The sequence below is a fragment of the Nostoc sp. genome, from assembly GCF_036919595.1.
Lineage (GTDB): Bacteria > Cyanobacteriota > Cyanobacteriia > Cyanobacteriales > Nostocaceae > Nostoc.
Genome location: NZ_JBALCO010000074.1, coordinates 1 through 15,689 on the forward strand (window position 1 = coordinate 1; position 15,689 = coordinate 15,689).

Sequence of the window (15,689 nt, forward strand, 5' to 3'; positions counted from 1 at the left end):
CCTGAGTTAGAAATCCTCTGAGACGTGCTGGCATTTTTTATACTTAACTTTTCTAATTCACCATGTTTACTTATTGTTACACATTTGGGTTATCTCACACCCACCTACTTACCTGAGCCGATTTTATTAGCCCAGATTTTTGCCAAGCCTGTCAAATTGAGGCGCAGGGCAATTGGTCTATCAATAATCTTCGGTCGGATCTGTGATCGCTTCTCGAAGAAATGGGAAATATGATTATTCCAATAGGAGATAATAATGACGATGGGGCTTCCAAATGGATGAAGGAAGCTGGTGACGCTTTCTCCTCGGAGCATTGTAATAACGTTGCCAACGCCAAAGATATCGATAGAAGAGCTTATGAGAGTCGGCAAAATCAGGACTATCTCAAACCAGAAGAAGCCCTAGAATGTGAAAAGTTTCGTATACAGGACACCTACGGCATGACCGTTACCCCAGAGTTATACCAATTCTTTATGAAGCTGCGCTAAATAGTGCTTCAAGGATAAAGTCGTAGGAAGTCACTGAAGCAATCATCTCAGGTGTAATTGCTTTGAGGACATCAGTTAACTTCTATTGTAATTGTGCAAGGGTTTTACAGTTTTCAAGCTTGGAGTTTTGATTTGAGAAGTTCCCAAAACCGCTCAATGGGATTGAGTTCTGGAGAGTGAGGAGGTTGAAAAATCGGGATAATGTTATCAGGGCAATCAAGATTTCACCGATATTAAGCCTTCTCGTCCCCCGTCTTTATACTTTCTCATCCAACGAGTTATGGTTGCTTGATCACGTCCTAAACGTTCTGCGATCGCTTGCCTACTTGTCAGTTGTTCACTTTTTAACCAGTAGAGCATTTGTAGTCGTTCTTTACTACTTGCTTTTGTTACATGTTTTAGGGCTTTTTCCAATTCTTATTGGCTCTCTTTAATCTCAATAACCAATCTCATACCCATAACGCTTTAACCAAATGCACCCACCTCATATTTTGGCGCATCTTCATACAGAATTGGTATGACCTGTAGCGAATTCCTCACCCAAGGTTTTTTGCACAATTGAGAGCGGTGCAGCTTCCAGGGTAACTGTGTTGTCAGTTACTTTAATCACAGGGAATTGATAGGGGTCGCGTGGTAGAACTGATGTTTCCAGGTCTTCAACTGACAACTGACCGCTAATAAACACCATTGCTCCGGTACAGTTGAATTGGGCGATCGCACTTCCTATCGGTTCATCCTCCAAAGTCAGTGCCTCAATATTGGTAATGGCTGGTCGTCCCACATCGGCTGTGATTTCCTCTAAGAAAATTTGTGCATCGGGTTCGGTCGATGCTTTGTAAATCCGCCCGTCGTCGGATTGGACTAAAAAGCCAGTTCCCTGCACCTGGATAATTAGATATTGCCCATTTACCTTAGAACGATCGCTTGTCCGCACTCCCTTAATGTTGGCATTTTCCACCGAATGAGGCCGCGATCGCTTGCAAGTTGTGTAAGCGAACTGCTTTATATCCTTTCCAGTCACATTGCTGACCAATTGGTGTACGGATGCGGATATTTCCTCCGTCAACACTCAACTCCTCAACCGTTGACTGTACTTCTGGAAATTGAAAATTTTAGCGATGTACCAGCCTCTGTTGGACACTTTTGGCTACTTTTATCCCGGTTGTATATTTTACGTCTTATGCTGCACGTTGATAGGATACCGTTCGCGGAGCGTCTCGTAGAGAAGCACTCGCTCTTAAACAACATGCCTCTAAGTATGGACTTAATTGGCTATGGGGTCTCAGTTCCAGTTTTTGTGCTTGAGAACTTGTAATTGGTAGTTTTCCAATGATACTTTTTATTTCTCGTCTGTGTCCTGTGTTTTCTCCTGTGACATTTTCGAGAAAAAACCCCTACTTCTGGCATTACATGTTCCTGTATTTTACTGCGTACTACTTCTTCAATCTTGCCTAAGCTTGTCAGTTCCTCAACCGCAGCGTTTTTGTAGAGTATTTTCGCGTAGGCGTAGCCCGCCGCAGGCATCGCACGAGCGTGTTGGATTAAAAGTTGGTTTTCTTCTTCAGTCATGACGGCTCCCATTAAAACGATCGCCTGGATTATTCCTTTACCTTCTCATGCTTCATTTACCTTTTTTGGAAAAATAAAAACTGGGATGCACCCTATTCCGAGTTGCTCAAGAGAGATTTCGATTAAGACCTCAGAAATATGAGCAAATAATTTTCCCAATCTGTGGACTCGTTAGGTTAACGATTGGAACGCTAATATTGTAAGTCTGAAAAGCTCTGATTAACAAGATTAAAATTATGTATGTAAAAACCTATATTTTACCTTGTTATCAATAATAACTATCTCAAACTCCTATAATTACGTTAAATAGACACTTCAATTCCAGAATGCGATCGGGTGGTGAACATGCAAGGGCGAATAGTTCGATTACTTGCTCCATACTAAATTTTACTGGTGCGCCAATACGCTCGGAGTCTTGTAATCTCTGCAAAATAGACAACTCTTTATCCCTAGTTTCAAACCATCGGTTTCGCCATAAACGAGCCATATTAAGACTTATATCTAATATTCGCGCAATTTCACCATGATTTTTCCCCTCTGACGCTAGGAGAATTATTTTTGCACGTAGTACTAGTTGTTGCGCCGTATTGTGTCGGTTTACTAACTGTTGCAGTTCTGAGCGATCACTCTGGTTCAAATTTAATATTTTTGGAGCTAACCGTGCCACACTAGATTCCCTTGTTTTCAGCCTAAACTGCTTTGACTCTACTTTCTTAGTTTCTCACAATAATGCTTGGTTTATTTCCGCCCTGCTGTACTTGTTTCGGTTCTCAGACTGAAGCGGGTAGTAATTTTGTTGCTCGGATGTTGACTGTGGTAACAACACTCAAGTCCCAAAACCGTAATGTTTTGGAGTTTATGATGTTTGCTGTTGTTGCTGCTGGTGGTGGTACAGGGGAGCAATGCGATTTTGTGAGATGGGGAAGCAGGGGAGGCTCTTGAGGCAGGGGGGGTAAAGGGGAGGAAGAGACTAAGTATATTTTAGACTATTTTAGTAGCAAAAATACTATTTGATCTTTGCTTCCCCTGCCCCTCTACTCCCCCTGCTACCCCTGGTACCCTTGCCTCAAGAGCTCATTTTACGATGATCTCACTTTTTCGCGTTGCTCCCTGGTACAGTCACTCCTTCTCTGCTTGCAGAAGCTACTGCTTGTTCTGATGATTCTGACTTGTTGAATGCCTAATTTTATTGCTTGATTTCGGGGGGTGTTTTTCGTTTTCTTTACACCCCCTGAACGCTTATCTTCTTTTTGGCTCTGCCATTAAACTATGAATTGCTAACAGGTTTATCTTTCTTTGAAGTAGTTCGTGAGTTTGAGTCATAATAATTATCATTGTTATTAGTTGTATATTTTATTTTCTGGAAGTCGCTTTTCCAAAAGGGTCTTGATCTTGCCCAGCAAGCGGGGTAGCTCGATTGGTTTGGTGTCGTAGTCATCACAGCCTGCCGCCATAGCTGTTTCGCGATCGCCCGCCATAGCGTGAGCAGTCAATGCGATGATCGGAATATTTCGAGTCTGAGGATTTGCCTTGAGTTGTTGAGTCGCTTCCCATCCATTCATTACGGGCAGGCTCATATCCATTAAAACAACATCAGGTTTTTCTGAAGCAGTTTTCGAGACGCCCTCTACTCCATTGATCGCAATCTCCACTTCGTACCCTGAACGTTGCAGGCGACGAGACAACATGTCTCGATTCATTTCATTGTCTTCTACCAACAGCACTTTCGGTATCGATCTTCGTTGATCATCGTCATCTTGGAATTGCAGGTTTTCGGCTTCTGCCTTCAACTGCTGGAAATAGTCAGTCTGAGTAATCTGATCTACCTGACGGGCGCGCTTATACTGGTTAATCTCAATTTGCAAATTCTCTACCTGGCGCTTGAGGGCGGATATTGCCAACTTGTGCTGGCTAACATCTTCCACGATCCCTTCGTAGTAGAGCAACTGCCCACTAACATCCTGTACTGCACGAGTACTCTTGGAAACCCAAATGATGTCGCCATTTTGCCGATAAGCCTGATATTCAAATCCTGTAACCTCACCTTGTTCTTCAACCAAGCGTCTGAACTCGTCTTGACTGTTCGGGTCAACGTAAATCTGATGACCGATTTCTGTTACCGCCTCCATCATGGCAGCGGAAGAGTCATATCCATGAATTCGCGCCATCGCTGGGTTGATGCTAATAAAGTAACCATCAGGGGTGGACTGGTAGATGCCTGAACACGCATTTTCAAAAATGCTACGATATTTCTCTTCAGCAAGGCGCAGAGAATCCTCTGCCTGCTTACGGTCTGTAATATCACAAAGGGCAGACAGAACAGCCGCTTCACCATTGAATGTTAGCGGTTGCAGCGATGCAGTGACCCAAAATGGCGTTCCGTCTGTCCGCTGACATCGAAGTTCCCAACACGGGATAGACTCAGCCTTGGATAATGCATCCAACACTTCCTGATACTTGCTGGCATCAAGGTAAAAGTCCTGCGTGTGGCGATTCAGCAATTCCTCGATAGGAAGACCAAAAGTGGTGCTAGCGCTGGCATTGGCATAGAGAATCGCCCCATTGGACAAGAGCGAGATTAGCACAGGTACGGGGGTTGCTTCAGCGATTGCTCGTTGAGCAAGGGTTAAAATCTGCTGGTCTCGCAGCCGCTTTTTCTCCAGACAAGCGGATATTTTGGCACAAAGTAGCACAGGCTTAAACGGCTTGGATACATAGTCTTCTGCCCCCATTTCTACGCACCGGACGACGCTATCAATCTCATCCAAGGCTGAAAGCATGATTACTGGAATGTGACGCCAGTCTTGGTGGCGCTTGATCTGTTGGAGTACCTCAAATCCATTCATCCCTGGCATAATAATGTCCAGCAGAATTAGGTCTACTGACATTGTTTGGAGGATTCTCAGAGCAAGAGGACCGTTGGTGGCAACTGCCACCGTATAGCCCTGACGTTCTAGCTGTCGTTCGAGAAGATCGCAGTTGGTTTGGTTGTCATCCACCACTAGGAGTGTGCCTCCCACAGCAACAGCAGCCCAAGGATTTTCCTCACTCAAAGTATGAATTATGATGTCTGCATTTTGCACAAGAGACGTCGCAGTTCGGCTTTCCAGCATCAGGTATGGTGTATCCGGGCCGTTAGCATCAATTGCCTGCAACTGCTGCCTAGACAGGTTGACGATGTCGTTAATCATGCTCAACAAATGCTGGGCAGCAGTATGAATTCTGTTTAGGTCTGAAATGATTTTACTAGAAGCTTCCTCTAGGAGCATCTCGCAGTAACCGATGATAGTGCTCAAGGGTGTAAGCAGTTCTAGGCGAATGGTGGAGCCGAGGGTGTCAATATTCCAGAGCCAGTCAGCGGAGTTGCCCTGTGCTGTCGTCCGCTGAATTGGTGTATATATCTGGTTCACCTGTAGTTGAGATGGGTCGAGAATAGCGTTCGCTAGCGTCAGCAGTTGAGTCCCACAGGTGTAAATCTTTTGGAGATCCCTAAACAGGGTTGAGTCTCGCTGAGATTTCAGTTCATCCAAGAGCATTTCACTGTAGCCGATGATGGCATTTATCGGTGTACAGAGTTCGTGGCGCAGAAGGGTCAGTAGGGTATGCTGAATCCTACGGTCTTGAGGAATGTTTATAGAGTTCTGCCTTTGTGATTTCGTCTTCTTCAAAAGCACTTCGATTTTTTCCAGCAGGCGGGGTAAGTCGATGGGTTTGGTATCGTAGTCATCACAGCCTGCTGCCAGGGCTTTTTCAGAATCGTCTGCCATCGCATAGGCAGTCAGCGCAATCACGGGAATATTTTTGCTCTGGGGATTTGCCTTGAGCTGTTGGGTAGCTTCCCAGCCGTTCATCCCAGGCAGGTTTATGTTCATTAGCACTATATCAGGCTTGTCAATGAGGGTTTTGGACACGCCCTCAGCACCATTGACGGCGCAGAACATCTCGTATCCTCGACGTTGTAGGCGGCGAGACAGCATATCTCGATTAACTTCGTTGTCTTCAACTAATAGTATTTTAGCCATCAATTGCTCCTATGGGAGGAAGAGAGTAATAAGTCTGGCGGGGATGAGCGCTCACTGAGCTGCGGATCTCATTGAGGAGTATCTGATGGTTGTGAAAACCTTTTTGGTAAATACGTTGAATTTGTCCATCTAGGCGCTGACGGTCTTCTTGAGTGAGGTCTTTAGCGGTCAGCACAATCACTGGAATTGCCCGCCACTGGGGATGCTGGCGGAGTTCACTGACAAACTCGAACCCATCCATTTCTGGCATCATCAGATCCAATAAAATTGCGTCCGGTTGCTCTACTTCAAGGACGGACAATGCTCTGCGTCCGTTTTCGGCTTCAATCACTCGCCACCCCGTTTTGGTCAGCTGACGGCGCATCATCTCCCGATTTTCGGCGTTATCTTCCACCACCATGACCGAGTTGCGGGATGAGTTGGATCGGTATTTCTGCAACACTGCTGTCAGGCGAGCGTAGTCGATGGGTTTGAGGAGATAGTCAGATGCACCCAGCGCATAGCCTAATTTTTTGTCATCCATGATCGTCACCATCACTACCGGAATGCTTGCTAGGTCAGGATCAGTCTTGAAGGCACTTAGTACTACCCAGCCATTCATATTAGGCATCATGACATCAAGTAAGATTGCGTCTGGGGTTTGTTCCTTAGCGAGACGAATTCCTTCCTGCCCACTAGCAGCTGTGACCACATGAAATCCTTCCCGATTGAGATAACGCTGCATCAGGTCTTGCACTGAAGGATCGTCATCAATCACCAGGATGGTGCTTGCTCCCGGTGTGGTGGGATGGGCAATGACTCTATGTTGTTCATTCTGTCCAGATGACTCAGGTTGGAGTTCCTGTACCTGCTTTGGCAACCGAATCATGAATGTGGTGCCCTTACCTGATTCGCTCTCAACGCTAATATCACCACCCATCATTTCACAGAATTTCTGAGCGATTACCAACCCTAACCCTGTCCCACCATACTTGCGAGTTGTGGAAGCATCGGCTTGAGTAAACGGCTGGAACAGTCTTACCTGCTGTTCTGGGGTCATACCAATGCCCGTGTCAGTCACTTTAAAAGTGATTTTCCATAAACTAGGGTCTGAGGTGAGAAGACAAGGGGGGGACGCTCCAAAACAGCTCCCCTCCACGGAGAGCGTAATCGTGCCATTTTCTGTGAATTTGCTAGCGTTACTCAGGAGGTTGAATAGGCTCTGGCGAATTTTGGTGATATCGGCATGCATGAAACCGATGTCATTCGGACAGTTAACCACCAGGATGTTTTTGTTTTTTGCAATCAAAGGTCGAATCGTAGCGGTGACATCCTCCACTAAGGGAGCAATCTCAAAAGTCTCTAGGAACAGTTCCATCTTACCTGCTTCGACTTTGGATAGATCGAGAATATTGTCGATTAGCCCTAGCAGGTGCTTACCTGCTCCATGAATCTTTTGCACATCTGGAATTAGGTCGGACGCACCCAGGTCTTCGATATCTTCCTTTAGAATCTCGCTGTAGCCTATGATGGCGTTGAGTGGAGTGCGTAGTTCGTGACTCATATTGGCTAGAAACTGACTTTTGGAGCTGTTTGCCTCCTCAGCTCCAGTCCTGGCTCTTTGAGCTTCTTTCATACTTTCAGCCAGTTGTGCGGTGCGTTCATCAACTGCCTGAGTGAGATTTTGCTCACGGGCAGCGACTTCGTGTGCCATATGCTGGAAGGCGCGGGCAAGTTGCCCTGGCTCGTCAGCCCGTCGGGCAAATTTAGAAATCCTGGGGGAATCAAACTCTTCCACTTGTTCCACCGTCATGGTTCCAGTACTAACTCGGTGGGCGATCGCAGTTAGTTGTTTAATGGGATGGATGACCGTATGCTTCAGCAACCAATTAATCAGCAACACCACTAAGGCGAAAATCACCACAAAAATACCCATCGTCAAAGCCATATATTTATGACCGCGAGCGAAAACTTCGTTTGCTGGGACGTAAATTGTTAGGGCTGCAACTACGTCGTTGAGCTTCCAGCCAAAGCCGTTTTTGTCGCCGTAGGTGGCAAGCAGGCTTTTGGGAGCTGCTTCAGGGGTGCTGTGGCACCGCAGACAACTTGCATTTTTAATCACCAGCGGTTGGGCAATAAAAAATAACTTTTCTCCAAATCTATCCCGATAGCCTGAGAGCTTGGTAAGATTTGGTTGACTGCGGAATTGCTCTACCAACGTCTTTTCAAACTTATCTGCTTGATCTTGGGGATTGGTAGGATTCAGGGTTGCGTCTTTGTAGAAAAAGTTACTGTATTCTGGGCGATCGCGAAAGCGCTTAAATACTTCTCGCGCCGCGTGAGTGGGTACAAATTCTCGGACAAACTGAGCTTCAGTTTCTACACGCTCTTGCAGGAGTGGACTGATATTGTGATTCGTGTAGTTCCTGACGGAGTTTATCATCTGGGTCAGAATTTGAGATGTGTTCGTAACCTCATCCTCGGCTTGCCTCTGCATTGCGCTTGATAAAGTGATACCACTAAGGACAATCCCGCCTAAGAAAATCAGCGCCAGCAACAACGTAAATTTAGTCCCAAGCTTCAGTTTTGAGATCACGTCAATTCCTCTATATTTGTTATGACTTGGCTCATTAGACGCTAAAAAATCGTTGGCTTCAGTATTTTGGTTTTACGTATTTTTCTGTTCCGATGCTTATCGAAGACCCGTTTTCATCTTCAGGCAAATCAAGGTTCACACTTGATACAGGTGAAGCGGTAGTTGCAATTCTTGTTCTGCTTTGAGACTTCCAATGCTGATACTTTAGAAAAGGAAATGAAGCCACCTTTTTTGCCAACGCCCAGAAAAGCACGTAACCTGCCAGTAAACGCTCAAAAGAGCTAAAACGCGATTCTCTTAATTCCTCAATAACAGCTTTGTCATCCACCGTACTTCTCTTTTCTTCAAACACAGAATCGGTGTGACTCCACAAAGTAATGGCGCTATTAAATCCTTTATGTTCTATCTGCGGATTGTGCCCAAGTACAACGATCTCTGGTCCCACACCGATGTTCCTGACACCGTTAGCTTGTTGACCAGTCATAATGACAGCGCTTTCGTCATTTTTTTGCATCCGACTCCGACGTCCATCGGGCACGCCCAAAAAAACCAAAGTACCTCTGACTACCCGGTGTCCAAAGTTATGCAACATATGGTCTTGTGGGTTGGCTCCATACACCTCCAAAGAGGAAATACCGTAGCTTAACGAAAAAAGCTTGCTCACATAAGATTTCAATAGCTGATGTACCCAAGTTACATCACCAATAATCAAAGTCCTTTTGCCTGTGCGTGCCAAAAGCTGTCTGCCTTGAAAATAACGTAGTCCAAATGTCCAAAGCCATGGACCGAAGATATAAATGGCGATGTCGGCCAAAGTCACAAAAGGAGTAATCAGCACCAATAAAAATAAATTATTTGGTAAATCGGCTACAAAGACAATCAAACGAAATATTGTTTGAATTAACGGAATAGTATATCCAAATGGAATCACCCATCCAACCGTTATCAATATATACAAAGCATGAACTCCCCAAGCAAAAGGAGTTTCTGTGACATTCAGTGCCCATTTTTGACCTTTGCTAATCAGCTTTTGATTTTCAGGGGATTTTATTACTACTCCACTCACACTAGTACCGGTGATAGAAACAACGCTTTTCGTAAGAAAATCACTCTTTATTGTTTCCAGAACAAATAAGCTTTCTTCTGTCAAAGTCATACCGAAAGGATTTGAGTTGAGAAATGCTTGTCTCATCTGTTTCGCAATACGAAACAAAAGCTCTGTCAGCGTCTGTTGAGCCGCAGCAACTGCTACCGTAGAAGGTTCAGCGGTTCTTCGCCCGCTGCCATTGATAAAAATCCTTCGCCTAAAAGTAGCTCCTTTACAATAAGGTTGACCGATTGCTGAACCCATCAGACTACTCGGCTCGCCAGTCATAATAAAAAGCTCGCCAATGGATCCTTTTCGGCGTAGCTCTTCAAATCCATGAGTAGAATGGAGAGTGGGAAACGTTTGCCCAGATTGACTGATGGCTAGTACTAACGAGTATTTCCCCAAATGAAGACTTTTAAAGTCGTGAAGCTTTTTCAAAGTTTGGTTGGAAGACAGGGTCTTGACATTCAACAAGGGAAATATTGCTTTTAAATCTTGAGCGAATCTTTCACCCAGCCACAGGCTATTTTCAATCCCGATGATTAGAAGATCAACAGTCTGCAACTGTTCTGATTCGCCTGTCAATCCTGCTTCGCTCATTCTTTTTCTCTTTGCTTCAAAATGCTTAGCCTTTTCGATTAAAAGACTTGTTAAATATTCTGTGCTTTGGCGATTAAAAGACGAGGGATTTTTCCATGCCGCCTCTATTTCTTGGAACACAGGCGAAATATCCTTAATATCACTTTCGACGGGGTCTTTAGTATCAGCTTTAGATGGTTGAATGTATGGATTACCTTGCATAGGCGTCCATCTTTTCTTTAGTTCTGCTTCAAGAAGCTCGCGGCCTTCTATCATCGAATAGACAGTGATATTGTTCACACCCACTAGAGCAATTTCTCCCGTTTTTTGATTCAAATCCAAACGATGAGACTCAGTACTGCCCGACAAAATAGCATCGACGGCGGCTGGCTCTGATGCGTAAACCATGTACGCTTCCAGCAAATTGAAACCGACTAAAATAGGCTGACCTTTGGAACTAAGCACAAGGCTCTCTTCTTGTAGCGTTGAAACCGTTACAAGTCCGAAACTGCCATGAGCTCTCGACATAAATATTTTCGTTGCGCGATACATATCATTGTGAAGAAAAGCATCAAGCGCCATTCTCACAAAAGCAGTCTTCCTCTTCTGAGTCCATTGGTTTATCAAGATGTTCTTACTGATTTCTTGTAGAACGTCCTCTTCAAAAATGCTTAAGTCCTCTTTGAACGTAGCTAAATCAGAGCGCGCATTTAGGAAGAGCATCACTTCAGTATGCTTCTGAAAGACCGTTTCAAATATCTCAGCCCAGTCACTTAGGTCTTGCTTAGAAGGGGCTGTGTTGGGCGCATTTTTAGAAGGCTCTTGTCCTCCAAAAGCCTCCTTAATGGACTCAGCAACCTCAAGCTGATAGGCCAGTCTCACTGAGTTGTACCACATCCCCTGAGTGATTAATAGATCCATCATTCCGGCGATTTTAGGGGAGTCCCCAGTCGTGGAATTAGGTGTATACAACACTCTTTCAAGCCACAGACCTAACTTAGTATTTTCAATAGGTTTGTTAAAGATCGTCCAAGCGTCAAAATCTCCGTTATGGGTGATGCGGTGATTTACGTTTTTTCTTTCACATAACCATTTACCATTTTCAATTCGCCAAACAGCCGCTTGTGTTGCTGGAATCCACTCATGCCAATGCGTCTCAAGAGCGGAGGGCGGACTACTAGTTGCATAGCGATAATGCCAGACCCCGATCACGACTGGTTCCAGTGCCTTTACACCTGCCAACACAGCTCGGCGTCTTACAGTGACAAAAGCTGCTTCCAGCGATTTTGTTATGTTGTCTCTCTTTTTATTTAGAATTTTTTTCCCAACAAAAACTGCTTGATTATCTTTGTTTTGTGCAAGAACAAGTCCCCCCCCGGCTTGCTCACCCCGGATTTCAGTTTCGCAACCCATTTTATGAAACATTTCCACAACTCGTTGCGGCAGAAGCTCTTGACCATCATTAGGGTTCCGTCTACCTAAAAATCCAAAGTTACCGCAATTGAAATAATCGGCCGATCCTTTCACGAAAGCCACGATGTCTGACAGAGAGCTAAAAACTGTCAAAAGATTAGCATATACAAAAGTTTTTATTAAAAACTGACTGATAAAAACGCCTGTATTGCCGTGTTCCTTCAAAATTAAATCAAGGCTTTTAGATAAAAATAAAGGTACTATTACTAAGGCAATAATATTAAACAGTATGCCACTCAATGCCTTAAGTCGTATAGTCCATGTAGTGGCGTTCCCCGCTGCAACCCAGGGATAAAACCCGCTATTGATAAAAGGAATAAATATTGGGCTAAAAGGTATAAGTGACCTGAAAGTATTAAACAGATTTCTATTTTCGAGGATGTTTGAAATTTTAATAAAGGAAAGTCTCTTGTCAAGAGTAGCGGTTAAGAGAACATGCCCAGAGCCATGAATTAAAATTGAACTATTCCAAATAAACCTGAGAAATACCGCGTTAACGAGAAAAAGTGGACACGCAAGAGAAAGTCCCAAATGCTCTACTCCGATAGATGTCATGATCAAAGCAGTCATCACTTCAGGGATAATATTTCTTAAACTTGGGAACCAAATTGTCACTTGCTTCTCCTAATTATGAGTAATTTTTCAGCTAATGTAGCAAGCTAAGATCATCTAATTTTGTACCATGATAACTTGATAAATTAAAAAGCAACTGAAGTTTTTGCTCCTTAAGAAGCACGTCAGATTTTAAAAAAATTAGAGTTTTACTACACCTATAAACATGCAATTTGGTTGAATAAAGGTAAAGATTGAGTTATCTGTTTTATCTCGTCAATGTTTAGAGCAACGAATCCCAGATATACAAACATTATCTACTGAAATTGCTACGGGGAGTAACGCGAAAAAGTGAGATCATCGTGAAACCAGCTATTCTTGAGCAGGAGAAGCAAAGGGAGTAGCATCAGTGAGCTGATTCCCGTTATCTCCTTGATTGAGCGATCGCTTACTATACCCCTAGCCCAAAGCTCTATTCTCTCATGATTTATTGTCACTAATATTAAGTTATTGAGAATAAAGTTCAGTCTGAAATTCTTGCTACTTCGTTGTTTTACGACTTTACAGGAAAAGTCAGCATCAGTTAAAAGCAAAGGTTATAAAGCTTTTGTCAATAAGCAGTAGTACTTAATTTTCTGAGAAAAATGGGGCTAATTAACAGATTTTTTAGGCTAGCGATCACGTCATATTTAAAAGCATCATTTGTTTTCGCCTCAAATTCAAATACAACAGTTACTCTTATACTCTATACTTACCCCCGTTTTCAAGATTATTACTAATTGACAAAAATGATTTTATATTAACCTATTACGAATGAGGGCGCAGGAGGTTAAAGAGAAAAATTTAGTACTTTTTACTACTGCAATACCTTAGAATACGCTTATTTTTTTGTCTCCCCTCTGCTTCTCCTGTCTTCCCTGCCTCCCCTGGTTACCCATCTTATAAAATCGCATTGTTCCCTGTGTAAAACTGGACTATTATCTTGATGCTGACACTATTGATATACATGAATTTTGTTCATTTGATGATTATTCAGGCTCAGAGAATTTTTTGCAACACAATCAGGGCTTGATCTGAGGCTGAATCATCCTTTTACCAACTTTTTAAACTTATCTTAAAACAGTTAATTTACATCAACTTACTTATAAAATTATTCAAAAAAAATAAAAGTTAAAGCTAACTCTAATAGTTAAATCATTTAAATTTTGTCTAACTCAATAAGTAAGTAGGCACAATTAAGGCAAACTATATAAACTTATGTAAAGCACCAAAAACACTTTGGATATAAGCTATTAAGAAATTTACATTTTTTAATATAGTTATGTTTTTCAACGCTTACCTACTTATGAATATTAATTCATACATTTAAATGTTTGTCAAGTATTTTGATTAATGTTGTAAATAATTAATATTTTAAATATTACATAAAAAAATCTTAAACTCTTCTTGCTAAAAAATTAATAACTATTTAATTATATGTTATGATCAACTCTCAAATAAGTAAAAAGACAGAATAACGAAAATCCACTATTACTAAGTAATAAAGTAAATGGGTAGTAGTGCATAGTAATGATAAAATAAGGAAGCGTTGTCTAATACCGGAGCTATACACTGTCTAAATGCAACTAAAACAACATAGTCAAAAATGGACGCACTCACTACCAAAAACAACGGTGTCATTCTCTAAAATGCTGGACAACCATAGATGATGAGAAAAACTTCCATAATTAGCACAACTAGTATCTGTCACCTCAGTTTCAATTTTAAGAGATTGATTTAAGGCTAACAAGGCTGGGGAATTTAAACTAATCATTGTGTAAACACAAAAAATAATTTCCCACCATCTCTCTATATGTTGAAAATTTGTCAAGCGATAATTTTTACAGCCGAGTTCCTGTTTACACTGTCGAAAACCATATTCTACCCAGGTTCTTAATCCATATAAATCGCCCAAAGTTTTTTTGAGATTTCCTTGAATATTCGTCATGACAAATGAAGTAGAATTTTCCGGCATTGTTTCTGGGTCAGTAGTTATTTCCCAGTAAGTTATGGCTCTTTTTTCCCATAAATTATTTCTCGGATATATCTGATTTCGGATTTTTGATTACTAAATGTCCTCTCAAATTTGCACCACTTGTTAGCTCTAACGCTCTGATTGGCTGGTAGCCAGACTCCATGATTACTTCTAATTGCTACAACATAAGCTAATTTATACTCATTGAGTTTTTTCAGGAATTCGCTACTTTCACCATATAAACTATCCGCTAATACTAATTCAATATTAAACCCCTCATTGATTAATTCTGTAATTATTTCTGATGCTAACTCTATTTTGGTTTTATATTTATCTCCTGATTTGAGCGTCCCCTTCGGTTTAAATACTTTAAAACTTAATGGAAATGTTATATTTTCATAAACTCCATAAGCATTGACTGACACTATTCCATTATCTATTTTTCCGACACTCCCTAGATATTGTCTTGCAACATAATCTGTCTTTTTACCTTTTTTCCTATCTCCAGTTTCATCTATTACTACAGTTATCGCCTGACCATTTAATGCTTTCTTTAATTTCTTTAATCTTCGGTTCTTTAATTTATTTACTGACCAATCTGAATAGGCTATAAAATGATGTAATGACTGAGCCTTTATACTTACTACTTTGGCTATTTATGGTAATGATTTTCCTTTTATTGGTGAAATTATCCTTAAATGTAAATATTTGAAACATTCATAATTTCTTACTTCTTTGAACAGGTCTTTATACTCTGCACAATATTCATCTACGATCGCAACTGTTGGGTGGGCATCTCTTGCCAAATGTTTCAGGATTTGTAATTTTACATTCACTGCCCTCCTTACCTTCCAGAGTTTTTTCTTTTAATCCTTTTATTAAGAATACTCGGAAAGTGACAGAAGAGGGTTAGGGACTTCCAAAGAATAAATTAATCAACAAAAACTAAGAAGCCAAGTTTAGAGAGTAATGATAATCATTTTAAGGAGGAGAAAGGGGTTGCCGACGGCAACCCCTTTCTCCTCCTTAAATATTCATGAAAAGCTTTGCACGTCAGATTCAAGATGCCGTCTTTCGTTGTTGGCGCAGCCAAAAAACCGCCCCCATCATGCCTATAAGAGCCGACGCAGCGGTAGTGCTTGACTCTTTCACTGTTTGAGAAAATACCTGAATGGTTCCACTAACTTTTGATTTGCCTATGGTAGGAATATTTGGATCTAGACTGATTTGATAGGGAGCAATGCGATTTTGTGAGGTCGGCTAAAAAAGGTGCGATCGCTAATCACCCATTACGTATGAGTTAAATATTTTATACAATATTACTAGT

The 15,689-nt window shown here is 42.1% G+C and carries 8 protein-coding genes and 3 pseudogenes; 2 read left to right on the forward strand and 9 right to left on the reverse strand.

The window, feature by feature from the left end:
* The first annotated feature begins 230 nt into the window (after positions 1–230).
* Positions 231–488: a hypothetical protein gene (locus V7K21_RS10385; RefSeq protein ID WP_335173892.1), complete on the forward strand. Its 258-nt coding sequence runs from the start codon at positions 231–233 to the stop codon at positions 486–488.
* Between the two features lie 113 nt (positions 489–601).
* Here V7K21_RS10385 and V7K21_RS30655 read toward each other — a convergent pair whose 3' ends face one another.
* From V7K21_RS30655 to V7K21_RS10405, 5 genes and pseudogenes are all read right to left on the reverse strand, one after another.
* Positions 602–691 (reverse strand): transposase, encoded by a 90-nt coding sequence (locus V7K21_RS30655; protein WP_442948866.1) that lies wholly within the window; start codon positions 689–691, stop codon positions 602–604.
* A 13-nt stretch (positions 692–704) separates the two neighbouring features.
* Positions 705–902 (reverse strand): helix-turn-helix domain-containing protein, encoded by a 198-nt coding sequence (locus tag V7K21_RS10390; protein WP_335173894.1) that lies wholly within the window; start codon positions 900–902, stop codon positions 705–707.
* A gap of 88 nt (positions 903–990) precedes the next feature.
* Positions 991–1,509 carry a hypothetical protein gene (locus V7K21_RS10395; protein ID WP_335173904.1) on the reverse strand — a complete coding sequence of 173 codons (519 nt, stop codon included), beginning with the start codon at positions 1,507–1,509 and terminating at the stop codon, positions 991–993.
* Positions 1,448–2,057 (reverse strand): annotated as a pseudogene (locus V7K21_RS10400) (ISKra4 family transposase); the annotation flags it as partial. The pseudogene V7K21_RS10400 and the gene V7K21_RS10395, both read right to left, overlap by 62 nt.
* Before the next feature lie 283 nt (positions 2,058–2,340).
* Positions 2,341–2,724: a helix-turn-helix domain-containing protein gene (locus V7K21_RS10405; RefSeq protein WP_335173896.1), complete on the reverse strand. Its 384-nt coding sequence runs from the start codon at positions 2,722–2,724 to the stop codon at positions 2,341–2,343.
* Between the two features lie 95 nt (positions 2,725–2,819).
* Between V7K21_RS10405 and V7K21_RS10410 the strand changes: the two are divergent.
* Positions 2,820–2,999, forward strand: a pseudogene (locus tag V7K21_RS10410) (hypothetical protein); the annotation flags it as partial.
* Positions 3,000–3,397: 398 nt separating this feature from the next.
* Here V7K21_RS10410 and V7K21_RS10415 read toward each other — a convergent pair.
* The 4 genes and pseudogenes from V7K21_RS10415 to V7K21_RS10435 form a co-directional block, all read right to left on the reverse strand.
* Positions 3,398–6,079, reverse strand: coding sequence for a response regulator (locus V7K21_RS10415; RefSeq protein ID WP_335173898.1), 2,682 nt, complete (start codon positions 6,077–6,079; stop codon positions 3,398–3,400).
* Positions 6,072–8,654, reverse strand: coding sequence for a response regulator (locus V7K21_RS10420; RefSeq protein WP_335173900.1), 2,583 nt, complete (start codon positions 8,652–8,654; stop codon positions 6,072–6,074). The genes V7K21_RS10415 and V7K21_RS10420 overlap by 8 nt, the downstream gene beginning before the upstream one ends.
* Before the next feature lie 58 nt (positions 8,655–8,712).
* Positions 8,713–12,411: a hypothetical protein gene (locus V7K21_RS10425; protein ID WP_335173902.1), complete on the reverse strand. Its 3,699-nt coding sequence runs from the start codon at positions 12,409–12,411 to the stop codon at positions 8,713–8,715.
* Positions 12,412–14,083: 1,672 nt separating this feature from the next.
* Positions 14,084–15,198 (reverse strand): annotated as a pseudogene (locus V7K21_RS10435) (IS701 family transposase); the annotation flags it as partial.
* Positions 15,199–15,689 lie beyond the last annotated feature (491 nt).

What these genes read in the sequence shown, in the direction of transcription:
- V7K21_RS10385 (WP_335173892.1), top strand. Translation starts at nt 231, where the DNA reads ATGATTATTCCAATAGGAGATAATAATGACGATGGGGCTTCCAAATGG.
- V7K21_RS10415 (WP_335173898.1), bottom strand. Translation starts at nt 6,079, where the DNA reads ATGGCTAAAATACTATTAGTTGAAGACAACGAAGTTAATCGAGATATG.